Annotated in this window: 23 protein-coding genes; 15 read left to right on the top strand and 8 right to left on the bottom strand. The window is 71.0% G+C overall.

The genetic code is table 11. From position 1 onward, the window contains the following. Positions 1–45 precede the first annotated feature (45 nt). Genes ACEN9J_RS20200 through fahA form a run of 7 tightly spaced genes read left to right on the top strand, consistent with a single transcriptional unit; the run spans position 46 to position 6,351 of the window. On the top strand, positions 46–798 hold the full coding sequence (locus ACEN9J_RS20200; RefSeq protein WP_057592346.1) for a TetR/AcrR family transcriptional regulator: 753 nt from the start codon (positions 46–48) through the stop codon (positions 796–798). After that, positions 795–1,739: an ABC transporter substrate-binding protein gene (locus ACEN9J_RS20205; RefSeq protein WP_413761885.1), complete on the top strand. Its 945-nt coding sequence runs from the start codon at positions 795–797 to the stop codon at positions 1,737–1,739. Before ACEN9J_RS20200 ends, ACEN9J_RS20205 begins: the two co-directional genes overlap by 4 nt. Continuing rightward, positions 1,736–2,593: an ABC transporter ATP-binding protein gene (locus tag ACEN9J_RS20210; protein ID WP_261212241.1), complete on the top strand. Its 858-nt coding sequence runs from the start codon at positions 1,736–1,738 to the stop codon at positions 2,591–2,593. Before ACEN9J_RS20205 ends, ACEN9J_RS20210 begins: the two co-directional genes overlap by 4 nt. Further along, on the top strand, positions 2,586–3,356 hold the full coding sequence (locus tag ACEN9J_RS20215; RefSeq protein ID WP_057592343.1) for an ABC transporter permease: 771 nt from the start codon (positions 2,586–2,588) through the stop codon (positions 3,354–3,356). Before ACEN9J_RS20210 ends, ACEN9J_RS20215 begins: the two co-directional genes overlap by 8 nt. Continuing rightward, positions 3,353–4,138, top strand: coding sequence for an ABC transporter permease (locus tag ACEN9J_RS20220; protein ID WP_082321640.1), 786 nt, complete (start codon positions 3,353–3,355; stop codon positions 4,136–4,138). The genes ACEN9J_RS20215 and ACEN9J_RS20220 overlap by 4 nt, the downstream gene beginning before the upstream one ends. A gap of 58 nt (positions 4,139–4,196) precedes the next feature. Then, entirely contained in the window at positions 4,197–5,003 is an 807-nt protein-coding gene (locus ACEN9J_RS20225) for a cyclase family protein (RefSeq protein ID WP_413761886.1), read from the top strand. A 13-nt stretch (positions 5,004–5,016) separates the two neighbouring features. Further along, on the top strand, positions 5,017–6,351 hold the full coding sequence (gene fahA, locus ACEN9J_RS20230; RefSeq protein WP_413761887.1) for a fumarylacetoacetase: 1,335 nt from the start codon (positions 5,017–5,019) through the stop codon (positions 6,349–6,351). A 15-nt stretch (positions 6,352–6,366) separates the two neighbouring features. On the opposite strand, the gene ACEN9J_RS20235 is transcribed toward fahA, so the two are convergent. The 3 genes from ACEN9J_RS20235 to ACEN9J_RS20245 form a co-directional block, all read right to left on the bottom strand. Continuing rightward, complete coding sequence (locus tag ACEN9J_RS20235; protein ID WP_413761888.1) at positions 6,367–7,311, bottom strand: NAD(P)/FAD-dependent oxidoreductase; 945 nt, start codon at positions 7,309–7,311, stop codon at positions 6,367–6,369. Next, on the bottom strand, positions 7,304–7,762 hold the full coding sequence (locus ACEN9J_RS20240; RefSeq protein ID WP_413761889.1) for an Rrf2 family transcriptional regulator: 459 nt from the start codon (positions 7,760–7,762) through the stop codon (positions 7,304–7,306). The genes ACEN9J_RS20235 and ACEN9J_RS20240 overlap by 8 nt, the downstream gene beginning before the upstream one ends. Positions 7,763–7,853: 91 nt before the next feature. Next, the gene (locus ACEN9J_RS20245; RefSeq protein WP_261212230.1) at positions 7,854–8,528 is read right to left on the bottom strand and encodes a 4'-phosphopantetheinyl transferase family protein; all 675 of its coding nucleotides are present in this window, start codon (positions 8,526–8,528) and stop codon (positions 7,854–7,856) included. Positions 8,529–8,593: 65 nt separating this feature from the next. Here ACEN9J_RS20245 and ACEN9J_RS20250 point away from each other — a divergent pair, with 65 nt between their 5' ends. The 3 genes from ACEN9J_RS20250 (at position 8,594) to ACEN9J_RS20260 (ending at position 11,772) form a co-directional block, all read left to right on the top strand. Continuing rightward, a complete protein-coding gene (locus ACEN9J_RS20250) occupies positions 8,594–9,775 on the top strand; it encodes a helix-turn-helix domain-containing protein (protein ID WP_413761890.1) in 1,182 nt (393 codons plus the stop codon). A 136-nt stretch (positions 9,776–9,911) separates the two neighbouring features. Next, positions 9,912–10,925: an alpha/beta hydrolase family protein gene (locus ACEN9J_RS20255; protein WP_413761891.1), complete on the top strand. Its 1,014-nt coding sequence runs from the start codon at positions 9,912–9,914 to the stop codon at positions 10,923–10,925. Between the two features lie 196 nt (positions 10,926–11,121). Next, positions 11,122–11,772: a hypothetical protein gene (locus ACEN9J_RS20260; protein ID WP_057598285.1), complete on the top strand. Its 651-nt coding sequence runs from the start codon at positions 11,122–11,124 to the stop codon at positions 11,770–11,772. A 65-nt stretch (positions 11,773–11,837) separates the two neighbouring features. Here the strand turns inward: ACEN9J_RS20260 and ACEN9J_RS20265 are convergent, their stop codons facing one another. The 5 genes from ACEN9J_RS20265 to ACEN9J_RS20285 form a co-directional block, all read right to left on the bottom strand. Next, entirely contained in the window at positions 11,838–12,287 is a 450-nt protein-coding gene (locus ACEN9J_RS20265) for a MaoC family dehydratase (protein WP_057595301.1), read from the bottom strand. Positions 12,288–12,318: 31 nt separating this feature from the next. Next, the gene (gene boxA, locus ACEN9J_RS20270; RefSeq protein WP_413761892.1) at positions 12,319–13,599 is read right to left on the bottom strand and encodes a benzoyl-CoA 2,3-epoxidase subunit BoxA; all 1,281 of its coding nucleotides are present in this window, start codon (positions 13,597–13,599) and stop codon (positions 12,319–12,321) included. A 50-nt stretch (positions 13,600–13,649) separates the two neighbouring features. Next, positions 13,650–15,077: a benzoyl-CoA 2,3-epoxidase subunit BoxB gene (boxB, locus tag ACEN9J_RS20275; protein ID WP_057595302.1), complete on the bottom strand. Its 1,428-nt coding sequence runs from the start codon at positions 15,075–15,077 to the stop codon at positions 13,650–13,652. A 31-nt stretch (positions 15,078–15,108) separates the two neighbouring features. After that, the gene (gene boxC / locus ACEN9J_RS20280; protein ID WP_413761893.1) at positions 15,109–16,785 is read right to left on the bottom strand and encodes a 2,3-epoxybenzoyl-CoA dihydrolase; all 1,677 of its coding nucleotides are present in this window, start codon (positions 16,783–16,785) and stop codon (positions 15,109–15,111) included. Between the two features lie 189 nt (positions 16,786–16,974). Then, on the bottom strand, positions 16,975–17,910 hold the full coding sequence (locus ACEN9J_RS20285) for a helix-turn-helix transcriptional regulator (protein ID WP_057595304.1): 936 nt from the start codon (positions 17,908–17,910) through the stop codon (positions 16,975–16,977). A gap of 162 nt (positions 17,911–18,072) precedes the next feature. On the opposite strand from ACEN9J_RS20285, the gene ACEN9J_RS20290 reads away from it, so the two are divergent. From ACEN9J_RS20290 to ACEN9J_RS20310, 5 genes are all read left to right on the top strand, one after another. Further along, a complete protein-coding gene (locus ACEN9J_RS20290; protein WP_413761894.1) occupies positions 18,073–18,573 on the top strand; it encodes a DUF4863 family protein in 501 nt (166 codons plus the stop codon). Then, entirely contained in the window at positions 18,570–20,120 is a 1,551-nt protein-coding gene (locus tag ACEN9J_RS20295) for a 3,4-dehydroadipyl-CoA semialdehyde dehydrogenase (protein ID WP_413761895.1), read from the top strand. The genes ACEN9J_RS20290 and ACEN9J_RS20295 overlap by 4 nt, the downstream gene beginning before the upstream one ends. A 62-nt stretch (positions 20,121–20,182) precedes the next feature. After that, on the top strand, positions 20,183–21,730 hold the full coding sequence (locus tag ACEN9J_RS20300) for a benzoate-CoA ligase family protein (protein ID WP_057595307.1): 1,548 nt from the start codon (positions 20,183–20,185) through the stop codon (positions 21,728–21,730). Next, positions 21,727–22,533: an alpha/beta fold hydrolase gene (locus tag ACEN9J_RS20305; RefSeq protein ID WP_413761896.1), complete on the top strand. Its 807-nt coding sequence runs from the start codon at positions 21,727–21,729 to the stop codon at positions 22,531–22,533. The genes ACEN9J_RS20300 and ACEN9J_RS20305 overlap by 4 nt, the downstream gene beginning before the upstream one ends. After that, the gene (locus ACEN9J_RS20310; RefSeq protein ID WP_057595309.1) at positions 22,530–23,705 is read left to right on the top strand and encodes an ABC transporter substrate-binding protein; all 1,176 of its coding nucleotides are present in this window, start codon (positions 22,530–22,532) and stop codon (positions 23,703–23,705) included. The genes ACEN9J_RS20305 and ACEN9J_RS20310 overlap by 4 nt, the downstream gene beginning before the upstream one ends. The last annotated feature ends 82 nt before the right edge of the window (positions 23,706–23,787 follow it).

Genomic DNA, 23,787 nt, shown 5'->3' on the forward strand with positions numbered 1-23,787 from the left:
TGTACGTGTGTTCAATATTTTTGTACAAGCGTTCAATACACCTCCATGAGCACCCGCACACCCACCGCCAAGCGCCGCGCCGCGCGTCCGAGCGCATCGTCCGCCGCCGCTGTCGCCATCGAGACGGCGCGGCCCGATCGCAAGCAGGCGATCCTGCTGGCGGCCGAGAAGCTGTTCGCGCAGCACGGCTACCACGCGGTGACGATCCGCCAGATCGCCGAGGAGGCCGGCGTGCCGCTGGCACTGGTGGGCTATTACCACGGCCAGAAGCACGAGCTGTTCCACGCCATCTTCGAGCACTGGGCCCACTCGATCGAGGCGCGGCTCGCGGGGCTGGCGGCGGTGAACCTCGACCCCGACGACGCGCGCACGCTGCCGCGCATCATCGAGGCCTTCATCGCGCCGGTGCTGGCGCTGCGCGCGAGCTCCGAGGGCGAGTACTACGCGCTGCTGGTGGCGCGCGAACTCGCCAACACCACCGAAGAGGCCGACCGCGTGCTGCGCGCCTACTTCGATCCGCTGGCCGAGGCCTTCATCGATGCGCTGCACCTCGTGCTGCCGCATGCCACGCGCGGCGAGGTCGCCTGGGGCTACCAGTTCGCGCTCGGCGCGCTCATGAACCATCTGAACAGCAGCCGCATCGCGCGCCTGTCGCGCGGCGAGAACACGCCCGGCGATCCGGCCATGGCGCCGATGCTCGTGAACTTCATCGTCGGCGGCCTGCGCCATGCGCTGCCACGGCCGAAGAGCGCCAAGTCACCCCAGAAGAAAGCACCCCTCAGGAGAGAAAAACCATGATGAAGAGACGCACCCTGCTGTCGGCCCTGGCCACGGCATCGACGGCCGCGGCATTGCCCGCGCGCGCCCAGCCCCAGCCGAAGATCGTGTTCGGCTACACGGCCGTGACCGATTTCGGCTCGGTGTTCGTGGCGGCCGACGAGGGCTTCTTCAGGAAGCGCAACCTCGAGGTCGAGCTCAAGTTCATCCCGCTCAACTCCACCATTCCCGCGGCGCTGCAGTCCGACTCGCTGCAGATCGGCGGCCCCACGCCCTCGGTGTTCCTGCAGGCGGTCGACGGCGGCCTCGACCTGGTGCTGGTGGCCGGCGGCGGCCTCACCTCGAAGACCCTCACGAGCACGGGCCTGGTGGCGCGCGCGGGCAGCGGCATCAAGAGCGCGCAGGACTGCGTGGGCAAGAAGATCGGCGTGCCGGGCCTGGGCGCGTTCCTGCACGTGACCTTCCGCGCCTGGCTCAAGGACAGCGGCGTCGACCACCGCAAGGTCAACTTCGTCGAGGCCGCCTTCCCGCAGCATGCCGACCTGCTGCGCGGCGGCTCGGTCGATGCCGTCGTGTCGACCGATCCGTTCATGACCCGCATCACCGAGAGCGGCGCGGGCTACGTGGCCTCGTACTACTCGACCTTCCTGCCCGACAACAACCAGACCATCGTGCACGCGGCCAAGCGCGAATGGGTGGCGAAGAACCCGGGCGCGGCACGCGCCTTCCGCGAGGCGCTGGTCGAGGCCGCGGCCTTCATGCAGCAGCCGAGGAACGATGCGAAGGTGCGCGCCTCGATCGGCAAGTACACCCGGCTGCCGGCCGACGTGCTCGCGAAGATCCAGGTCTCGCCGCCGGGCCCGGTGGTGAGCGAGAAGCAGCTCGCCTACTGGAGCGGGCTGATGAAGGACCAGGGCATGCTGCGCTCGGACATCGACGTGGCGAAGCTGTTGGCGCCATGATCGCGACGCCCCTTCCAAACCCGGCGCGCAGCGCGCTGCCGTCGGGCGCCGCGCTGCCGGGCAGCGGCCCCGCGCGGCACGCCGCGCCCTTCCTGCGCTTCGACGGCGTGACCATCCGCCTCGGTGGCCGCGAGATCCTCTCGCCCACCTCCTTCGACGTGGCGCGCGGCGAGTTCGTCTGCATCGTCGGCCCGAGCGGCTGCGGCAAGACCACGCTGCTGCGCGCGGCCAGCGGGCTGGTCGCGGCCAGCGCGGGCGAGGTGCGGCGCAACGGCGTGAAGATGCTCGAGCCCTCGCGCGAAGTGGCCTTCGTGTTCCAGGACTACGGCCGCGCGCTGCTGCCCTGGCGCACGGTCGAGGGCAACGTGAGCCTCGCGCTCGAGGCCGGCGGCGTGCCCGCGGCCGAGCGCGCGCCGCGCATCGCCGACGTGCTCGCCAAGGTCGGGCTCGCGAAGCATGCCCACAAGTTTCCGGTGCAGCTCTCGGGCGGCATGCAGCAGCGCGCGCAGATCGCGCGCTGCCTCGCGCAGAAGCCCGAGCTGATGATGATGGACGAGCCCTTCGGCGCGCTCGACGCGCTGACGCGCCAGAGCCTGCAGGACGAGCTCGCGCGGCTGGTGCGCGAGGACGGCCTCACGGTGCTGTTCGTCACGCACGACCTCGAGGAGGCGATCTACCTCGGCGACCGCGTGATCGCGCTGCAGGCCAACCCCGGTCCCGGGCGGCCCAGCCTCGCGCGCATGATCGACGTAAAGATCCCGCGCCCGCGCGACCAGCTCACGACCAAGGAGCATCCCGACTACCTGCGGCTGCGGCGCGAGCTGTTCGCCTTCATCGAGCACGGCCATGACTGAGAACCGGCTCGTGCGCGGGCTGCGGCCCTGGGTGTTTCCGGCGCTGCTGATCGGTGCCTTCGAGTGGTACGCGCGCCGCGCGGCGGCGCTGGGCAGCGATGCGCTGGCGCCGCCGAGCGCCGCGGCCAGGGCCTTCGCCGGCGCCGCGCTCGACGGCTCGCTGTGGCAGGCCACCGGCTTCACGCTCGGCACCGCCGCGCTGGGCCTGCTGCTGGGCGCGGTGCTCGGTATCGCGCTGGGGCTGGTGCTCGGGCTGTCGCGCCGCGCGGCCCGGCTCGGCTCGGTCACGATCGAGGTGCTGCGCCCCGTGCCCTCGGTCGCGCTGATCCCGCTCGCGATGCTGGGCTTCGGCTTCGGCGTGCGCATGGAGCTCGCGATCGTCGCCTTCGCCACCTTCTGGCCGCTGCTGGTGCTGGTGCAGGCGGCGGTGCAGCAGGTCGAGCCGCGGCTGCTCGAGGTCAGCCGCGTGCTGGGCCTGTCGGCGCGCGAGCGGGCCTTCAAGATCGTGCTGCCGGCCATCGTGCCGCGCCTGTTCGTCGCGCTGCGGCTCGGCGTGGCGGTGGCGCTGGTGGTGGCCGTGACGGTGGAGATCGCGGCCAATCCCAACGGCATGGGCTACGCGATGATGATCGCGCAGCAAAGCTTCGACCCCGCGCTGATGCTGGCCTGGCTGGGCTGGATCGGCGTGGTGGGCTTCGCGATCAACGCGGCCATGCTGTGGCTGCAGCGCGGCGTGTCGCGCCGCATGGGAGCCGCGCCATGAACGGCCACGACGAACGCCAGGGCCTGGAGCGGCTCGGCGCGCTGGGCGTGCTGCTGGCGCTGGTCGCGCTGTGGTGGATCGCGAGCAACGCGGGCTGGGTCAGCCGCGTGTTCCTGCCGACCCCGCAAGCCACCTTCGCGAGCCTGCGCGAAGGACTGAACCTGTCGGGCGAAGGCGGCGGCGAGCTGCTCGCCTTCACCGGCGCGACGGTGGGCCGCATGGTGCAGGGCTGGCTGCTCGCCTCGCTGGCCGGCGTGCTGCTCGGCGCGGCCATCGGCGTCTCGCCCGCGGTGCGTGCCTGGGTCCAGCCCACGCTGGAGTTCGTGCGCCCGCTGCCGGCCTCGGCGCTGCTGCCGCTGGCGATCTCGATCTTCGGGCTCAACCCCGGCATGGTGCTGTTCGTGGTCGCCTTCGGCGCGATGTGGCCGGTGCTGCTGGCCACGGTGCACGGCTTCGCGGCCGTGGAGCCGCGCCTGGCCGAGGTGGCGCGCTGCCTGCAGATGTCGCGCGCGGCCTATGTCTGGAAGATGGGCCTGCCCAACGCGATGCCCGACATCCTGGCCGGCATGCGGCTCGCGCTGACCATCGCGCTGATCGTCGCGGTGGTGGGCGAAATGATCGCCTCGCAGAGCGGCCTGGGCCAGGCCATCCTGCTGGCCGCGCGCGCCTTCCGCGCCAGCGAGCTGTTCGCCGGCATCGTGCTGCTCGGGCTCATCGGCTTCGCGAGCAATGCGCTGCTGGCCCAGGCCGAACGGCGCCTGCTGCGCTGGCAGCAGCCCTGATTCCTCCCTTCTTCTCTTTTCCCTCCGCTCGAACGAACACCCCACAAGGAGCCCACCCATGCCACGCAAACTGGTCGACCTCTCGATCTTCCTGGAGAACGACGTGCTCTCCGACCCGCCGGCCTTCGCGCCGAAGATCCAGTACTTCACGCACGACAACACCTACGAGCAGATCGAGCCCTTCTTCCCCGGCCTCAAGAAGGAAGACCTGCCCGACGGCGAAGGCTGGGCGGTGGAGATGGTGCAGCTGTCCACGCACAACGGCACCCACCTCGACGCGCCCTACCACTTCCATTCGACCATGGACAAGGCGCTCGGCGAGAAGAAGCCCGCGATCGCGATCCACGACGTGCCGCTCGACTGGTGCTTCCAGCCCGGCGTGAAGCTCGACTTCCGCCATTTCGCCGACGGCTACGTGGTGCGCGCGGCCGACGTCGAGGCCGAGCTCAAGCGCATCGGCCACACGCTCAAGCCGCTGGAGATCGTCGTGATCAACACGCGCGCCGGCTCGCGCTACGGCAACCCCGACTACGTCTCGGCCGGCGCCGGCATGGGCTACGAGGCGACGATGTACCTGCTCGAGCGCGGCGTGCGCCTCACGGGCACCGATGCCTGGAGCTGGGACGCGCCCTTCGTCCACACCGCGAAGAAGTACGGCGAGACGCAGGACGCCTCGCTGATCTGGGAAGGCCACAAGGCCGGCCGCGACATCGGCTACTGCCACATCGAGAAGCTGCACAACCTCGAGGTGCTGCCGCCCACGGGCTTCTTCATCAGCTGCTTCCCGCACAAGATCCGCGGCGCCTCGGCCGGCTGGACGCGCGCGGTCGCGATCTTCGACGACGCATTGATGGCCTCGGTCTGAGGAGTCCTCTTTCATGCACACGCTCAACCACACGCACGACGTCCACGCCCGCAGCTGGGTCGAATCGGCCAACCCCACGGCCCCGACCGGCAGCGACTTCCCGATCCAGAACCTGCCGCATGCGGTGTTCCGCCGCGCCGGCGGCAGCGAAGCCTTTCGCGGCGGCGTCGCGATCGGCGACCAGGTGCTCGACCTGGCCGCGCTGGTGCAGGCGCAGCAGCTCGACGGCCTCGCGCTCGAAGCGGCCACGGCGGCCGCGCAGCCCGCGCTCAACGACTTCTTCGCGCTCGGCCCCGCGGCCTGGAAGACGCTGCGCCATGCGCTGTTCGCGCTGCTGAAGAACGATGCGCCGGTCGCGGCGGTGCAGGCCGTGCGCGCCTGCCTGGTGCCGCAGGCCGAGGCCGAGTACGCGATCCCCGCGCGCATCGGCGACTACACCGACTTCTACACCTCGATCGACCATGCGCTCAACATCACGCGCCTCTTGAACCCGGGCGGCGACGTGACCTCGAACTTCCGCTGGATCCCGATCGCCTACCACGGGCGCGTGTCGACCATCGGCGTGAGCGGCCAGCAGTTCCGCCGGCCCATGGGCCAGGCGATGGCGCCGGGCGCGAAGGCGCCCACCTACCAGGCCTGCGCGCGGCTCGACTACGAGCTCGAGCTCGGCGTCTGGATCGGCACCGGCAACGCGCACGGCGAGGCCATTGCGCTCGAGCACGCGGAGCAACACGTCTTCGGCATCTGCCTGCTCAACGACTGGTCGGCGCGCGACATCCAGTTCTGGGAGATGGCGCCGCTCGGTCCCTTCCTCGCGAAGAACTTCGCGACCACGATCTCGCCGTGGATCGTGACCATGGAAGCGCTCGCGCCCTACCGCCAGCCCTGGACGCGCGCGGCCACCGATCCGCAGCCGCTGGCCTATCTCGAGGACGCGGCCAACCGCGAGGCCGGCGCGATCGACATCCGACTCGAGGTCTGGCTCGAGAGCGAGAAGGCGCGCGCCGAGAAGCGCGGGCCGTCGCGCCTGTCGTCCACCAGCTTCCGCCACCAGTACTGGAGCGTGGCGCAGATGGTGGCGCACCACACGGTGGGTGGCTGCCAGCTCAACCCCGGCGACCTGTTCGGCAGCGGCACCATCTCGGGCCCCGGCGAGGGCGAGGCCGGCGCCATCATCGAACTCGCGCGCGGCGGCCAGACGCCCGTGGCGCTGGGCGACAGCGGCGAGCAGCGCAGCTTCATCGAGGACGGCGACGCCGTGCTGCTGCGCGGCTGGTGCGAGAAGCCCGGCCACGCGCGCATCGGCTTCGGCGAGAGCCGCGGCACGGTGCTGCCGGCGCGCGGCTGAGACCCCGGACCTTTCTCAGTCGGCGAAGATCAGCGAGCGGTGCAGCGAGGCCCCGGCCCGCACGCCATCGGCCGAGGCCAGCGTGGCGTTCTGCATCGCGAGCGCCGCGTCGCCGGCCGCGAACACGCCGGGCACCGAGCTCGTCTTCATCATCGGATCGGTGCGCACCACGAGGCCCAGCGGTCCCTCGTCGAAGGCGCAACCGAGTTGCGCGGCCAGCGTGCTGCCCTGGCGCTGGGCCGGCGCCACGAACAGTGCGTCGAGCGGCAAGCGGCGCCCGTCGTCGAAGCGCACCGCCTCGAGCGCGCTCGCCGGTCCCTCGAGCGCGACCACGCGGCCCGTGTCGATCGCGATGCCGCGTGCATCGAGCTGCGCGCGCGTTTTGGCATCGAGCGGCGGCATGCCGTGCGTGAACAGCGTCAGCGGCCCCCAGTCGGCCACCAGCATCGCCTGGTGCACCGACAGCTCGCCGCTGCCGAGCACGCCGAGGCGGCGGTCGATGAACTCGTAGCCATGGCAGTAGGGGCAGTGCAGCACGCTGGCACCCCAGCGCGGCGCGAGGCCCTCGATGCCCTCGGGCAGCAGGTCGTGCACGCCCGTGGCCAGCAGCAGCCGGCGCGTCACCAGGGTCTGGCCCGAAGCCAGCGTGACGGCGAAGCGGGTGTCGCCCTCTTCGGCCGGCAGCACGCGCGCCGTCTGTGCCGCGTCGGCGACGAAATCGACAGAGGGATAGGCCAGCAGTTGCGAGCGCGCCTGGTCGCGCAATGCCAGCGGCGCCGCGCCGTCGTGGCCGAAGAAGCCGTGCGAGGCCTCGGCGAAGCGGTTGCGCGGCTGGCCCGCGTCGACCACGCAGATGCGCCGGCGTGCGCGCGCGAGCTGCATCGCGGCCGAGAGGCCCGCGAAGCTGCCGCCGACGATCAATGCGTCGTAGGGGAGGGAAGAACTCGTGGAATCAGGCATGGGCAATGTCCTTGGCAGTGAAGCCGCCTTCGTGCATGCGGCGGTGGAAATCCTTCGAGAGATCGGCCAGCGTGATGCGACCCAGGCGCGCGAGCAGCAGCGCCTCGGCCTCGCGGCAGGCGCCGTCGAGGGCGGTGTTGACCGCCTGCTCGACGATGCAGCCCGGGCTCTCGGTGCGGTTGCCGAAGGCCAGCAGCGCGGGCGCGCCCACGGCCGCGTGGATGTCGGCCAGCGTCACCTTCGACAGCGGGCACGACAGCACCCAGCCGCCGCCATGGCCCTTGGCCGAGCTCACGAAGCCGGCCTGCCGCAGCCCCGCCATGAGGCGGCGCACCACCACCGGGTTGGTGTGCATCGCCTGCGCGAGCGATTCGGAGGTCGCGGGTCCGTCCATCTCGGCCATGTGCAGCAGCACGTGCAGGATGGCGGAAAGCTTGCTGTCTCGTTTCATGCAACATTATGAGTTGCTTGAAATGAAAAGCGTGGCGGAGCCGGGCCAATGCCCCTTCGCGGGAAACGGTTGGGTTGCGTCGACCCGCGGCTCAGGACACCGGATGCCACGCGAGCGCCGCGGCGTAGCCCGCGGGCGCGTCGAGCCGGATCGCGCGCACCGCCCGCCAGGCCGGCACGCGCATGACGATGTCGATCGCCGCGCCGACACCGGCCGCGATGTCGAGCGACTGCAGGTGCTCGGCGATGCCGACGCCGATCGCCTTGAGCACCGCCTCCTTGCCGGTCCAGCGCAGGTAGAAGGCCGCGAGCCGGTCGTCGGCCGCGCGCAGCGCGGCGCGCTCGGCGGGCGTGAACACGAGCTCGCCCAGGGCCTCGATGTCGATGTCCTCGCTGCGGTGCTCGATGTCCACGCCGACCTCGAGCCCCAGGGCGGGGTCGGCCAGCGCGATCAACGCCTGCGTGCCCGAATGCGCGACGTTGAAGCGCGGCGCCCCGCGCACGAAGGGCTTGCCCTGCGGGCCCGCCTCGAAGCGCAGCCCGAGCGGATCGCGGCCCATGCGCTCGGCCAGCAGGCCGCGCAGCGCCGAGCGCGCGGCCGCGAAGCGCACGCGATCGGCGCGCTGCACGAAACGCTGCAGCCGCGCGTCCTCCTCGCTCGAGAGCGCGGCGCGTAGCGCGGTGGGTTCGGTGGCCAGGTCCAGCTCGAGGCGGAACAGCTCGATGCCGGCCGGCAGGGAGTCATCGGCCCAGGGAAGGATGCGCATGCGGCATTGTCTTGCACGCGCTGCTATCGTCCGGCCCGCGGCGCCCTCACCTTCGCCGCGCCCGCATGCCTCTTTCCGATCCCGCCCCCCTGCTGCTCGATGCCGCCCTGCGCGGCGTGCTGATAGCCCTGCTGCTCGTGCTGGCGCTGGTGCTCGGCCGCGACCGGCCGCGGCTGCCGGCGGCGCGCGTCGGGGTGGCCCTGGCGCTGGGCCTCGCGCTGCAGGTGGCGGGCTCGACGCCCTCCTTCGAGGCCTGGGCGCCACGGCTGTGGCACGCGCCGCTGGTGGCGGTGGCGGCGGGCAATGCGGTGCTGTTCTGGGTGTTCGCGCGGGCCCTGTTCGACGACGACTTCGCGCCACGACCGCGGCACGCCGTGGCCTGGGCCGCGGTGGCGCTGCTCGCGGGCGCCAACTGCGCCGTGTTGATCGGAAGCGGCCTGGCGATCGCGCCCCTCGCGCTGGGCCTGCAGCGCGCGGCGCCGCTGGTGTTCGCGCTGCTGGCCATGGCCGCGGCGGCCGCGCGCTGGCGCGTCGACCTGGTGGAGCGGCGGCGCCGGCTGCGCGCCTTCATCGTGGGGGCCGGCGCGCTCTACAGCATCGCCATGATCGGCGCGCGCTGGCAGTCGCCGCGCTGGCAGCTCGGCGGGGCAATGGCAACGCTGGACGTGGCGCTGCTGCTGGCCATCGTGGCGGTGGTCGCCTGGCGGATGCTGCGGCTCGCGGGGTCGGACCTGTTCCCGGCGGCGGCGCCGAGGCCGGCGCTGCCAGAGGCGGTGCTGGCGCCGGTGCTCGACATCGCGCCGGCGCCGACGGTCGAGCCTCTTCCGCTCGCTCGCCCCGAACCCGCGCCCGTCCCTCCGGCACCGCCCGAACCGGCGCCGGACGTCGATCCCGCCGAGGACCGCCTTGCCGACGCCCTGCACCGCCTCATGACGGCCGAACGCGCCTACCGCGACGAGAACCTGGGCATCGCCCAGCTCGCCGCGCGGCTCGCGGTGCCCGAGTACCGGCTGCGCCGGCTCATCAACCAGCGGCTCGGCCACCGCAACTTCAACGCCTACATCAACGGCTTCCGCCTGCAGGAAGCGTTGGCGGCGCTGGCCGATCCGGCCAGGCGCGAGCGGCCGGTGCTGAGCATCGCGCTCGAGGCCGGCTTCCAGTCGATCGGCCCGTTCAACCGCGCCTTCAAGGCCGCCACCGGGCTCACGCCGACCGAATTCCGGCGCCAGAAGCTGGCCGATTCCTGAAATCGCCGGGCCCGAAGCCGCCCTTGCGGTTTTCGGCGAGACGCGGCCCGGGCGGCGCCGGCATCGTGCCGGCTTCGTTCCATCACCAGGAGTTGTCTTGCTTCACCGTTGCTCATCGCTTGGCCGGATCGCCGGCATGCTGGCGCTCTTCGCCTTCCTCACTGGCCTGGCCCAGGCCGCCACGCTGGGCCTGGGCCAGCTTCCCGCCACCCCCACCGATGGCCCCGTCACGCTGTTCTATCCCGCCGAGTCGCCGCCGCAGCGCGTGCAGCGCGGCCCCTTCGCCTTCGACGCCGCCTCCGGCGCGGCGCCCGTGCGCGGCAATGGCCGGCTGGTCGTGGTGTCGCACGGCTCGGGCGGGGCGCCGTGGGTGCACGTGGACCAGGCGCGCAGCCTGGTCGCGGCCGGCTTCGTGGTCGCGATGCCCGAGCACCGCGCCGACAACGCGCGCGACGGCAGCGACCCCGGCCCCGACAGCTGGACGCAGCGGCCGGCCGAGGTCTCGCGCGCGATCGACGCCGTGGGCCGCGACCCGCGCTTCGCGCCGCTGCTGCGGCTCGACCGGGTCGGCCTCTACGGCATCTCGGCCGGCGGGCACACGGCGCTGAGCCTCGCGGGCGGCCGCTGGTCGCCGGCGGCGTTCGCGCGCCATTGCGACGCCCACCTGGACGAGGATTTCCAGTTCTGCGTCGGCCTGATCACGCGGCTCACGGGCGGCCCGCTCGACGGCCTCAAGCGCTGGGGCGCGCGCACGGTGATCCGCCACCGCTTCGCGGCCGACACGCGGCTGCGCGAGGACCACGACCCGCGCATCGCCGCCGCGGTGGCCGGCGTGCCGGGCGCGGCCGATTTCGACCTGGCCTCGCTCGCGACGCCGCGCATCCCGCTGGCGCTGATCGGTGCCCGGCAGGACCGCTGGCTGATCCCGCGCTTTCACGGCGACGCCGTGCTGGCGGCCTGCCGGCCGCGCTGCGAACTGCTGGCCGACCTGGCGCTCGGCGGCCACGGCTCGCTGCTGTCGCCCCAGCCGCCGGCGCTCGACGGGCTGATCGGCGACCTGTTGAACGACCCGCCGGGCTTCGACCGGGCAGCGGTGCGCGCTGCAGAAACCGCGACAACCTCATTCTTCAGCCGCCATCTCCTGCCTTGATGCCGCCATTTCCGCTTCGAACGCGCTAACGCACGAGCCCCCGATTCCGCCGACGGACAGCTCCCACAGCCAGGCGCGGCCCCGGCGCTCACGGCCCCCACCCCGCCCTTCCCTATGTTTCATTCCGAGCCGGCACCCTGCCGGCTCTGTGTTTTCAGCGATCCCCGTATCACTCGAAAAGGAAGGAATCCCAGCCATGAAACAACAACACCATCGCATCGTCTTCGGCGCCCTGCTTGCGGGGCTGCTGGCCACCGCGGGCATCCAGGCCGGCGCGCAGGTCTCCACCCCGAACGTCGGGGTGGGCGTGGGCGTGAACGCCGGAGTGGGCGCCTCGGGCGGCGGCAGCGCGGGCGGCGCACAGGCCGGCGCGCGCGGCGATGCCGCGGCGCAGACCCGCGCCAATGCCGGCGGCACCGGCGTGAATGCCGGCACGAACGCCGGCGGTAGCGCGGCCGCGGCGGGCCATGCGAACGGCCATGGCGCGGGTGCGGCCGGCAACGCCGGCGCGGGCGGCAATGCCTCGGGCAACGCGAATGGCGGCGGCCTCGGCAATGCCGTGGGCGGCGTGCTCGGCGGTGCGACCGGCGCGGTGGGCAATGTCGGCAACACGGTCGGCGGCGCCACGGGGGCCGTGAACGGTGCCACCAATGCGGTCGGCGGCGTGGCGGGCACGGCCAATGGCGCGACCGGAGCGCTCGGCGGTGCGACCAGCACCGTGGGCGGCGCGGTGAATGGCGTCACCGGCGCGGCCGGCTCGGCAGGCGGCGCGCTGAAGCCGATCGGCACCGGGGCCGGCGCGGCCGGCCAGGCCGGTGGCAGCGGTGGCGTGAAGCTGGGCAAGTAAGCACGCCCCTCCCGGCGCGACAAGGCCCGTGGCCCTTCGAGGCCACGGGCCTTTTTCGCAAGCGCTCAGTTCGAAGCGTCTTCGCGCAGCCTGAACAGGCTCGTCACTTCCACATCGAGCACCATCAGCTCGCGCTGGTTGAACAGCCGCCAGCGCCAGCGCAGGATGCCCAGCGTGGGCTTGCTCTCGGAACGGCGCACCTCGATCACGTCGGCCACCAGCCGCAGCGCGTCGCCGGGGCGCACGGGGTTCGGCCAGCGCACGTGCTCGAGGCCCGGCGAGGCGAAGGATTCGGAACCCGCGAGCGCGGCCTCGACCACCAGCCGCATCGCGATCGCGCAGGTGTGCCAGCCACTCGCGATCAGGCCGCCGAAGGGGCTCTCGCGCGAGGCCTCGGCGTCGGTGTGGAACCACTGCGGGTCGTAGCTGCGGGCGAAGCCGACCAGCTCCTCCTCGCTGAGCAGGTAGGGGCCGGCCTCGATGACCTGGCCGGCATGGAAATCGGCGAACTTCATCGGCGCAGCCTGCCCGGCACCCGAGCGAGGGTCAGTAGGTCTCGAGATGCAGCCGGCCTTCGCGCTTGAGCGCGGCGCCCACGGTGTCCCAGTCCAGGCCCGCCTCCTTCGCCACGTCGCGCAGCGCGAGCACCACGCCCTCCTCCATGCTCTTGAGGCCGCAGACGTAGAAGTGGCTGGCGCCGTCCTTGAGCAGCGCGGCGAGGTCGGCCGCGCGCTCGCTCATCAGGTCCTGCACGTAGCGCTTGGGGCTTCCCGGCGTGCGCGAGAACGCGAGGTTGATGTCGATGAAATCCTTGGGCAGCGACTGCAGCGGACCGAAGTACGGCAGCTCCTGCTGCGTGCGCGCGCCGAAGAACAGCATGAGCTTGCCGCCCTCGAACTTGCCGCTCTTGCGCAGCCGGCGACGCCACTCGGTCATGGCGCGCATCGGCGCGCTGCCGGTGCCGGTGCAGATCATCACGATGTGCGACTTCGGATGGTTCGGCATCAGGAACGAGGCGCCGAACGGGCCGACCACCTGCACGGTGTCGCCGACCTTGAGGTCGCAGACATAGTTCGAGGCGATGCCGCGCACCGGGTTGCCCTGGTGGTCCTCGGTCACGCGCTTCACGGTGAGCGAGACGTTGTTGTAGCCGGGCCGTTCGCCGTTGCGCGGGCTGGCCACCGAGTACTGGCGCGCATGGTGGCGCTTGCCGATGGCGTCGACGCCGGGCGGCACGATGCCGATCGACTGGCCCTCGAGCACCGGGAACGGGATGGCACCGAAGTCCAGCACGATGTGGTGGGTCTCGCTGTCGAAGCCGGCCTCGGTGCAGTTGAAGTTGCCCACCACGGTGGCGGTGGTCGGTGTCTTCGGCGGGAACAGATTGGTGTAGGCATGCGCGGCCGACCAGGGCGGCACGGTGGCGCCGTACTGGGCCGAGTGGAAGACCGGCTCGACCGATTCCACGGCCGCCTGCGCCGGCGCCGGCTCGGCCACCTCCGCGGCATCGGCCGCGTCGGCCGTCACGCCCGCGGCCTCGAGCTCCTCGGGCGTGAGTTCGGCCGGCAGCGATTCCCAGCCGAGCTGCTCCTCGATCGAATAGGCGCGCACCACGGGCATGGTGCGCCAGTTGTCGATCGAGCCCGTGGGGCACGGCGAGATGCAGGCCATGCAGCCGTTGCAGACGTCGGCGCGCACGACGTAGTTGTTGTCGTCGTGCGTGATCGCGTTGACGGGGCAGGTGGCCTCGCAGGTGTTGCAGCGGATGCAGATCTCGGGGTCGATCAGGTGCTGCTTGATGACCCCGGCTTCAACGGCCATGTCCATGTTGTTCTCCATCCCCTCGCCGTGGGGACGAGGGATTCATATCCAGGCTTTCAGCCGAAGCGGACGTACTCGAAGTCCACCGGCTGGCGGTTGATGCCCATCACCGGCGGCGCGATCCAGCCCGCGAACTTGCCCGGCTCGACGACGCGGCCCATCAACGATGCCACGAAAGCGAAGTCTTCGGCGCTCGGCAGCCATTCGTCGCGCTTGGCGGCCCATTCCATGTCGTTCACCACGCGGCCCTCGGGCGACATCTTGATGCCGGCGAGCGCGCCGATCTGGCGGTTGAAGGCCTTGTGCGGCACGACCAGGCGGGTGGGAATGCCGGCCTTCTCGAGCACCTTGTTCCAGCGGCCGACGCCGGCCACCGAGTCCTTGATGAAGTCGTCGCGCAGCACTTCGTTGAGCGCGTTGAGCATCGGCACGTCCTTCTCGACGAGCTGGCCGTCCTTGACCTCGAGCACCTTGTAGGTCTGGCCCTTGAGCACGTGGTCGTCGGTGCGCTTGCCTTCCTCGTAGCGGCCCTTGAGGCCCGAGCTGTAGAAGATGGCGGCGTTGCTCGACTGATCGGCACCGAACAGGTCGATGGTCACGCTGTAGTGGAAGTTCAGGTAGCGCTGGATGGTGCCGAGGTCGATGGCACCGGCCGCGCGCACCTTCTGCGGATCGTCGGTCTTCAGCTCGTTCATGACCTGCGCGGTGCGCGCGATCACGCGCGATACGCCGCTCTCGCCCACGAACATGTGGTGCGCTTCCTCGGTCAGCATGAACTTGGTGGTGCGCGCCAGCGGGTCGAAGGCGCTCTCGGCCAGCGCGGAGAGCTGGAACTTGCCGTCGCGGTCGGTGAAGTAGGTGAACATGAAGAACGCGAGCCAGTCGGGCGTGCGTTCGTTGAAGGCACCGAGGATGCGCGGGTTGTTCTCGTCGCCCGAGGTGCGCTGCAGCAGCGCCTCGGCTTCCTCGCGGCCGTCGCGGCCGAAATGCTTGTGCAGCAGGTAGACCATCGCCCACAGGTGGCGGCCTTCTTCCACGTTGATCTGGAACAGGTTGCGCAGGTCGTACATCGAGGGCGCGGTCAGGCCCAGGTGGCGCTGCTGCTCGACCGAGGCGGGCTCGGTGTCGCCCTGCGTCACGATGATGCGGCGCAGGTTGGCGCGGTGCTCGCCGGGCACGTCCTGCCAGGCCTTCTCGCCCTTGTGGTCGCCGAAGTGGATCTCGCGGTTGGCGTCGCCCGGATTCAGGAAGATGCCCCAGCGGTAGTCGCGCATCTTCACGTGGCCGAACTGGGCCCAGCCCTGCGGGTCGACGCTCACGGCCGTGCGCAGGTAGACCTCGTGGTTGATCGAGCCCTCGGGGCCGACGTCGTCCCACCAGTTGATGAAGTTGGGCTGCCAGCCTTCGAGCGCGCGCTGCAGCGTGCGGTCTTCGCCGAGGTTGACGTTGTTGGGGATCTTCTCGCTGTAGTTGATCGTGCTCATCGTTGTTCCTTGGGTTGTACGGGCTGCAGGTTCAGACGCGGTTGAGATCGAAGCCGGCCTTCTCGCCGGTGCCGTAGACCTTGAGCGCGCCCTTCTCGCCGACGGCGTTGGGGCGGTTGAAGATCCAGTTCTGCCAGGCCGAGAGGCGGCCGAAGACGCGGGTGATCATGTTCTCCTTGCTCGCGAAGCGCAGGTTGGCCTCGAGGCCGGTCAGCGAGTCGGGCGACATGGCGGCGCGTTCCTCGATCGCGATGCGGATCTCGTCGTCCCAGTCGATGTCGTCGGGCGCGGCCGTGACCAGGCCGAGCTTGAGCGCCTCGTCGGCATCGAGCGGCTTGCCGGCGGCCGCGCGCGCGGCCTCGAGCGGCGCGGCCTCTTCGTAGAAGCGGCGCTGCAGGCGGCTCTGGTCGTTGACCATCGGGAAGAAGCCGAAGTTGAATTCGTTCAGCACCAGCCTGGGCGCGCGCTCGGCGTCGTCGGGCAGCGCGAGCATGTAGGTGCGGTCGGCCGCGAAGGCCAGCTCGGCCAGCGTGCCGGCGAAGCAGGAACCGGCCTCGACCAGCGCGAACAGGCTGCGCGAGGACACGTCGAGGCGCGCCAGCGTGCGGCGCAGCGCGCCGAGGGTCTCGCGCACCAGCCAGTGGTCCTTGTTCGCGAGCATCACGGCGTCCGAGGCCAGCACGGCCTGGGCGTCGCCCTCGGTCTTCAGCAGCCAGGTGCCGATGTCGAGTTCGTTGGTGCGCAGGTTGAGGATCGCGTCGTCGAGCTCGCGGCACACGGCCAGCGGCCACCAGGCGGCGCCCGCGGCCTCGATGGCGGCGATGTCGGCCGGCTGCGCGCCGCTCGGCGCCTTCACCGTGATGGAGGCGGTGCGCTTGCTGCGGTCGATCTGCACGTTCACGTACGAGTAGGCGATGCCGTCGGCGCTGTCGGTGCGCTCGAGGCGCGTGAGGGCCACGCCCTTGGCGCCGGCGGGACGGTCGCTGCCGGCCGCGAGCTGCGAGGCGCGTTCCTGCACGGCGGCGGCGAACTGCGCGGGCTTGGCGACCGCGTCGACCAGGCGCCATTCGACGGCACGCTGGCCGCGCACGCCTTCGACGCTGGTGCAGAAGATGTCGGCCAGGTCGTGGCGCACGTGGCGCTTGTCGGTCACGCGGGTCAGGCCGCCGGTGCCGGGCAGCACGCCGAGCAGCGGCACCTCGGGCAGCGAGACGGAGGAGGAGCGGTCGTCGACCAGCAGGATCTCGTCGCAGGCCAGCGCCAGTTCGTAGCCGCCGCCGGCGCAGGCGCCGTTCACGGCCGCGAGGAACTTCAGGCCCGAGTGCTTCGAGGTGTCTTCCATGCCGTTGCGGGTCTCGTTGGTGAACTTGCAGAAGTTCACCTTCCAGGCGTGGCTGGAGACGCCCAGCATGAAGATGTTGGCGCCCGAGCAGAAGATGCGGTCCTTGCCGCTGGTCACGATCACGCTGCGCACCTCGGGGTGCTCGAAGCGGATGCGGTTGAGCGCGTCGTTGAGCTCGATGTCGACACCGAGGTCGTAGCTGTTGAGCTTGAGCTTGTAGCCGGGGCGGATGCCGCCGTCCTCTGCGATGTCGAGCGTGAGGCGCGCGATCTCGCCGTCGAAGCCGATCGACCAGTGGCGGTACTGGGAAGGCTCGATGCGGTAGTCGACGCGCGGGGCGGCGGTGGATGCGGTGGTTTCGGTCATGGCGGGGTCTCCTGGGTCTTCCGTGGGCTTGAAAGGCCGCGGGACAAGGTCGATGCACGAATAATAATGCACTTTCCTGCGGCGATGACATGCATCATGCTGCATGTTTACGGGCACGTCAATGCCTGATGCGTTTTTTTTCGAGGATGTGACCGAAGCCCGTTCCGGCGCGCGGCGGCGCCGGCCGTGTCAGGCCTTCAGGCCCATCGCCTGGCGGGCCGCGGCGCGCAGGCTCTGGAAGCTCTGCGGCAGGGTCTGGCGGCTGGTGTCGACCGTGAGGTCGGCCTTCGAATAGAAGGCGGCGCGGCCGTTGAGGATGCGGCGCAGGTCGTCCATGGCCTCGCGGCTGGCGGCCATCGGGCGGGTGTCGCCCTGGGCGGCCACGCGGCCCATGTGTTCCTCGGGCGCGGCCTGCAGCCAGACGGTGGTGCAGTGCGCGAGCAGCTCGTTGAAGGTGGCGGGGTCGGAGACGATGCCGCCCGGCGTGGCGATCACCACCTCGCTGTAGATCTGGATCGCCTCCTCGAGCGCGCGGCGCTCGTAGCGGCGGTAGGCGTTGGTGCCGTAGAGGTCGTGGATCTCGCGCACGCTGCAGCCGGCGAGCTTCTCGATCTCGCGGCTCAGCTCGACGAAGGGCACCTCGAGGTCGTCGGCCAGCATCTGGCCCAGCGTGGACTTGCCCGCGCCGCGCAAGCCCACGAGCGCGATGCGCCGGTGCCGCGCCGGGTCGACCGAGGCCGTGCCCAGAAGCTCGCCGAGCGCCACGCGCACGCGGCGCAGGTCGGCCTCGCTGCGGTGCTCTAGCAGCTCGCGGATCAGGAGCCACTCGGGCGAGCTGGTGGTCACGTCGCCGACCAGCTCGGCCAGCGAGCAGTGCAGCGCGCCCGCCACCTGCTGCAGCACCAGGATCGAGGCGTTGCCGATGCCGTACTCGAGGTTGGCGAGATGGCGCTCCGACACCTCGGCCGCGATCGCCACCGCCTTGCGCGTGAGCCCGCGCTGCGCGCGCAGGTTGCGCACGCGCTCGCCGAGCGCGACCAGCAGCGGGTTCTTCACCTCCCCGGGCGCGGCGGGGGCGGCGCCTTCCGGCGCGGTGGCCAGCACCGCGTCTACATGCTCATTCATGCCATTCCTCTTGTTTCGCCGGCATTGTGCGCGCTCAGGGTAAACACCATAGATGCACTATATTGCTTGACACTGATTGTCTCGATGCTTATTGTTCGGCCACACGCAAGATACTGCACGTGCAGCATTCCTGCAAGGCAATACCAAAGTTCGAGGCCCACGATGTCCGACAGCAGCCACCCTGCCAGCCCCAGCGGCAAGGAAGCCTTCCACCAACTGATCGTCGGCCTGACCGCCGAGATCGCCGGCCGACCGCTCGACGCCGAGCTCGACCGCTGGCTCAACGCGAACCATGGCGCCGGCAGCCCCAGCTTCGCGCGGCTCGGCGCCGCCTGCCGCCAGGGCGTGGCCGAAGGCTGGCTGTGCGAGCGCGAAGGCGGCGGCATCAAGTACGGCCGCGTCTTCAAGGCCGAGGACGCGCTGCACCGCTTCTCGGTCGACGTGGTCGACATGCAGGACATCGCCGGCCCGCACCACACCCATCCCCAGGGCGAGATCGACCTGATCATGCCGCTGGACGACAGCCCCGGCGCCACCTTCGACGGCCGCCCCGCGGGCTGGTGCGTCTACGGCCCCGGCAGCGCGCATCGCCCGACCGTCGCGCAAGGCCGCGCGCTCGTTCTCTACCTCTTGCCCGAAGGGCAGATCAAGTTCACCGTATGACCGAACTCCTCGCCAATCACGTCGCCGGCCGCTGGCAAAGCGGCTCGGGCGCCGGCACGCCCCTCTTCGACCCGGTGCTCGGCACCGAGCTCGTGCGCGTCGACGCCACCGGGCTGGACCTGCCCGGGGCCTTCGCGTTCGCCCGCGAACAGGGCGGCCAGGCGCTGCGCGCTCTTGGCTACCGCCAGCGCGCCGGCCTGCTGGCCGCCATCGTCAAGGTGCTGCAGGCGAACCGCGATGCCTACTACGAGATCGCGACCGCGAACTCGGGCACGGTGAAGAACGACTCGGCCGTCGACATCGACGGCGCGATCTTCACGCTGGGCCAGTACGCGAAATGGGGCGACGCGCTCGGCGACGTGCGCGCTTTACGCGACGGCGAGGCCGCCAGGCTCGGCAAGGAACCGCTGTTCCAGTCGCAGCACCTGCAGGTGCCCACGCATGGCGTGGCCCTGTTCATCAACGCCTTCAACTTCCCCTCGTGGGGCCTGTGGGAGAAGGCCGCGCCCGCGCTGCTCTCGGGCGTGCCGGTGATCGTGAAGCCGGCCACCGCCACCGCCTGGCTCACGCAGCGCATGGTCAAGGACGTGGTCGACGCGGGCGTGCTGCCCGCGGGCGCGCTGTCGGTGATCTGCGGCAGCTCGGCCGGCCTGATGGACCAGCTCCAGCCCTTCGACGTGGTCTCGTTCACCGGCTCGGCCGACACCGCCGCGCTGATCCGCTCGCACGACGCCGTGGCGCGGCGCTCGGTGCGCGTGAACATCGAGGCCGACAGCCTCAACAGCGCGCTGCTGCTGCCCGGCGCCGCGCCCGGCAGCGAGGCCTTCAACCTGTTGGTGCGAGAGGTGGTGCGCGAGATGACGGTGAAGGCGGGCCAGAAGTGCACCGCGATCCGCCGCATCCTCGTGCCGGCCGAGCTCTACGACGCCGCCGCCGAGGCGATAGCCGCCAAGCTCGCGGGCGTGAGCGTGGGCAACCCGCGCAACGAGGGCGTGCGCATGGGCTCGCTGGTGAGCCGCGCGCAGCTCGCCGCGGTGCGCGAGGGCCTCGATGCGCTCGCCGCGCAGACCCAGGTGCTGCACGACGGTCGCGATCGCCCGCTGGTCGACGCCGACCCCGCCGTGGCTGCCTGCATCGGCCCGGTGCTGCTGGGCGCGCGCGACGCCGACGCGGCGCGGCAGGTGCACGACATCGAGGTCTTCGGCCCGGTCGCCACGCTGCTGCCCTACCGCGACACGGCCCATGCCTTCGCCCTCGCCCACCGCGGCCAGGGCTCGCTCGTGACCTCGCTCTACGGCGCCGACGAAACCGCGCTCGCTCAGGCGGCGGTCGAACTCGCGGCCAGCCATGGCCGCGTGCACGTGATCACGCCCGAGGTGGCGCAGGCCCAGACCGGCCACGGCAACGTGATGCCGATGTCGCTGCACGGCGGCCCGGGCCGCGCGGGCGGCGGCGCCGAACTCGGCGGCCTGCGCGCGCTGGACTTCTACCACCGCCGCAGCGCGGTGCAGGCGAGCAACGGCGTGCTCGCCGCCCTGGGGCTGTAGCCGCCCCTTCATATAGATACAGAGCCGCAGCGCCCCCCACTGAGGCCCCAAGGAGACACACGATGAGCCTGCCACCCCGCTTCAACTTCGCCGAGCACCTGTTCGCGCTCAACCGCGAACGCGCCGCGCGCACCGCCTACATCGACGACCGCGGCACGCTGAGCTACGGCCAGCTCGAGGACCGCGCGCGCCGCCTGGCCGCGGCGCTCAAGGCCGCGGGCGTGCGCCGCGAGGAACGCGTGCTGCTCTTGATGCTCGACGGCAACGACTGGCCCGTGAGCTTCCTCGGCTGCCTCTATGCCGGCATCGTGCCGGTGGCCGTCAACACGCTGCTCACGCCCGAGGACTACGCCTACATGCTCGACCACAGCCGCGCGCAGGCCGCGCTGGTGTCGGGCGCGCTGCTGCCGGTGCTGCAGGAAGCGATGGCGCGCGGCGGCCACGAGCTGCACACGCTGCTGGTGTCGCAACCGGCGGGCGCGCTGCCCGAGGGCGCGCGGGACTTCGAGGCCGCGCTCGCCGCCGCCGAGCCGCTGGCCGCGCCCGCGCTCACGGCCTCCGACGATCCGGGCTTCTGGCTCTACTCCTCGGGCTCCACCGGCAAGCCCAAGGGCACGGTCCACACGCAGGCCAACCTCTGGTGGACCGCCGAGCTCTACGGCAAGCCGGTGCTGGGCCTGAGCGAGAACGACGTCTGCTTCTCGGCCGCCAAGATGTATTTCGCCTACGGCCTGGGCAATGCGCTGACCTTCCCGCTGTCGGTCGGTGCCACCGTGGTGCTGATGGCCGAACGGCCTACCCCCGACGCCACCTTCCGCCGCTGGGTGGAGCACAAGCCCACCGTCTTCTTCGGCGCGCCCACCGGCTTCGCGGGCATGCTCGCCTCGCCCAAGCTGCCGGCGCGCGAGGCGGTGGCGCTGCGCATGTGCTCGTCAGCCGGCGAAGCGCTGCCCGGCGAGATCGCGCAGCGCTTCAAGACGCACTTCGGCTGCGACATCATCGACGGCATCGGCTCCACCGAGATGCTGCACATCTTCATCTCGAACCGGCCCGACGACGTGCGCTACGGCACCACGGGCAAGCCGGTCGAGGGCTACGAGGTCGAGCTGCGCGGCGAGGACGGCCGCGCGGTGCCCGACGGCGAGGTCGGCGACCTCTACATCCGCGGCCCGAGCTCGGCGCTGATGTACTGGACCAACCGCGAGAAGTCGCGCGAGACCTTCCAGGGCGGCTGGACCAAGAGCGGCGACAAGTACACGCGCGACGCCGACGGCTACTTCACCTATGCGGGCCGCAGCGACGACATGCTCAAGGTCAGCGGCATCTACGTCTCGCCCTTCGAGGTCGAGGCCACGCTGATGCAGCACCCGGCCGTGCTCGAGGCCGCGGTGATCGGCAAGGAGGACGGCGAGGGCCTCACGAAGACCAAGGCCTTCGTGGTGCTCAAGGACGGCGGCGCCACCACCGAGGACGAGCTCAAGGCCTTCGTGAAGGAGCGCCTCGCGCCCTACAAGTACCCGCGCTTCCTCGAGTTCGTGGCCGAGCTGCCGAAGACGGCGACCGGCAAGATCCAGCGCTTCCGGCTGCGCGAGCGCGAGAAGCAGGCATGAGCTTTCCCGACTTCGCCACCATCGACTGGCGCGGCCGCGCGGTGCGCATCGAGTGCCAGTGGATCGCGCCCGAGCGCGCCGACGCGCCGCTGCTCGTGTTCCTGCACGAGGGCCTGGGCTCGGTCGCGATGTGGAAGGACTTTCCCGCGCGCCTGTGCGAAGCCGCCGGCGTGCGCGGCCTGGTGTTCTCGCGTCCCGGCTACGGCCGCTCCACGCCGCGCGCCGAGGACGAGATCTGGGACGTGGACTTCATGCACCGCCAGGCGCACGAGGTGCTGCCCGCGCTGTTCGCCGCGCTCGCGCTCGACGGCGAGCAGCCCTGGCTGTTCGGCCACAGCGACGGCGGCTCGATCTCGCTGCTCTACGCCGCGCGCTTTCCCGACCGCGTCGCGGGCCTGGTCGTGCTCGCGCCGCACATCTTCGTGGAAGACGTGACGGTGGCGAACATCGAGCTCGCGCGCACCGCCTACCTCGGCACCGACCTGCCGCAGAAACTCGGCCGCTACCACGACAGCGCCGACTCGGCCTTCTGGGGCTGGAACCGCATCTGGCTGCATCCGCCGTTCCGCGACTGGAACATCGAGGCCGAGCTCGACACGATCCGCTGCCCCGTGCTCGCCGTGCAGGGGCTCGGCGACGAGTACGGCAGCCTCGCGCAGATCCGCGGCATCGCCGCGCGCGTGCCCGGCTGCGAGCTGCTCGAGATCCCCGAATGCGGGCATTCCCCGCATCGCGATCAGCCGGATCGTGTCATCGTCGCGGCCACTTCGTTCATCACCAAAAACAGGAGACAAACCTCATGACCATTCGCCACACCACCCGCCTCGCGCTGACCGCGCTGTCCTTCGCCGCGCTGTGCACGGCCGCCTCGGCCCAGGGCACGGGCAAGCTCAAGGTCGGCCTGATGCTGCCCTACAGCGGCACCTACACCGCGCTCGGCGTGGCGATCGAGAACGGCTTCAAGCTCTACGTCGACGAGCAGGGGGGCAAGCTCGCGGGCCGCGAGATCGAGTACTTCAAGGTCGACGACGAGTCCGATCCCGCCAAGGCCACCGACAACGTCAACAAGCTGATCAAGCGCGACAACGTCGACGTGATCGTGGGCACCGTGCACTCGGGCGTGGCGATGGCCATGGCCAAGGCCGCCAAGGAGAGCGGCACCGTGCTGATCGTGCCCAATGCCGGCGCCGACGCCGTGACCGGCCCGATGTGCGCGCCCAACATCTTCCGCAGCTCGTTCAGCAACTGGCAGCCGGCCTACGCCATGGGCGAGGTGGCGGCCAAGCAGCAGGGCAAGAAGAAGGTCATGACCATCACCTGGAAGTACGCGGCCGGCGAGGAGTCGGTCAACGGCTTCAAGGAAGGCTTCGAGAAGGCCGGCGGCAAGGTCGACAAGCAGCTCACGCTGCCGTTCCCGAACGTGGAGTTCCAGGCCCTGCTGACCGAGATCGCGGCGGCCAAGCCCGATGCCGTGTACGCCTTCTTCGCGGGCGGCGGTGCGGTGAAGTTCGTCAAGGACTACCAGGCCGCGGGCCTGAACAAGACCATCCCGCTGTACGGCCCGGGCTTCCTCACCGACGGCACGCTCGAGGCGCAGGGCGAATCGGCGCAGGGCATGCTCACCACGCTGCACTACGCCGACGGCCTGAACACGCCGCGGGACAACGCCTTCCGCACCGCCTACGCCAAGACCTTCAAGCTGCAGCCCGACGTGTACGCGGTGCAGGGCTACGACGCCGCGCAGATGCTGGGCGTGGGCCTCGCGGCCACCAAGGGCGACATCACGAAGAAGGCCGACTTCGCGGCCGCGGTCGAGAAGGCGAAGATCGACAGCCCGCGCGGCGCGTTCACGGTCAGCAAGTCGCACAACCCGGTGCAGGACATCTATCTGCGCAAGGTGGACGGCAAGGAGAACAAGCTGGTGAGCACGGCGATCAAGGGGCTGGCCGACCCCGCGCGCGGCTGCAGGATGTAACCCACCCCCGTCCCTCGCTCACTTCGTGTAGCTCGACTCCCCCCTCGAGGGGGCGACACCTGCGGACCGGCCAAGCCGGATC

Source organism: Variovorax sp. Varisp41 (assembly GCF_047325085.1).
GTDB lineage: Bacteria > Pseudomonadota > Gammaproteobacteria > Burkholderiales > Burkholderiaceae_C > Variovorax.